This is a genomic window from Bartonella sp. CL436QHHD (assembly GCF_042195105.1).
In the GTDB taxonomy this organism is placed as follows: domain Bacteria; phylum Pseudomonadota; class Alphaproteobacteria; order Rhizobiales; family Rhizobiaceae; genus Bartonella.
This window is the reverse complement of the sequence record NZ_JBHINR010000051.1, coordinates 1-1,020: the sequence shown is the minus strand read 5'-3', so window position 1 is coordinate 1,020 and position 1,020 is coordinate 1. Positions and strand designations below refer to the sequence as shown.

The 1,020-nt window shown below is 40.2% G+C and carries 1 pseudogene; it reads right to left on the bottom strand.

Going from position 1 to position 1,020, the window contains the following annotated elements:
* Nucleotides 1-1,020 (bottom strand): annotated as a pseudogene (locus tag ACFIKN_RS07295) (hypothetical protein); the annotation flags it as partial.

Below are 1,020 nucleotides of genomic sequence, written 5' to 3'. Positions count from 1 at the left end.
ATCTGACCTTCGGCAACATTATGCAAACCAACAGATGCAGAACCCTTACCTTTACCCAAAGTCACACTCGCATAATTAGTGCCGCCATTATCACCATCTTTTTTATCATAGTGAACAACAGCCGATTCATCAGACTGAAGATTGTTAGAAAGCTTCTCTAAACTTTTATCAAGTTGCTCTTTGTTGACTGCTTCATTATTCTTCGTTGCTTCCTTCACACCGGAAAGTATTCTATCCCCTTTGTCTTTATTTGCGATATTGATTTCACTGCCTTCTACTTCTGTACCAATATTGATAACTTTTGTCTTTTCATCCTGCTTGGCAAGGCTATCACTGACAACATTAGTAATTTCATTGTTAATCTCTTTGCGAACATTGGTGATGGAAGCACCAACTCCAGCCAATGCCTCCGCTACAGTTTTATATTCCTTATCTTCAACATCACTACCATCACCTTTGACAGTTTTAACTTTAAAGCTTGGAGCACTCCATTGACCTTCCTTATATTCAGCGCCACCACCTAAATAAGTTGCAACATTGTCCCCTAAGGAATAAAGCTGACCACCTGTAATTGCGTCCCTTGAATCCTTAGCAATATTACCTTCGGCANCGCCACCACCTAAATAAGTTGCAACATTGTCCCCTAAGGAATAAAGCTGACCACCTGTAATTGCGTCCCTTGAATCCTTAGCAATATTACCTTCGGCAACATTATGAAGTGCAACTGGTCCTGCATCCTTACCTTTACCTAAAGTCACACTCGTGTAATCAATGCCGCCATTATCACCAGCTTTTTTATCGTAATGAACAACAGCTGAATCATCAGACTGAAGACTGCTGGAAAGATCCTTCAGACTTTTATCAAGCTGCGCTTTATTGACTGCTTCATTGTCATTCTCTGCTGCCTTAACACCTGAAAGTGTCCGATCTACTTTGTCTTTATTTGCAATATTGAGTTCTGTACCTTCTACTTCTGTACCAATATTGATAACTTTTGTCTTTTCATCCTGCTTGGCAAGG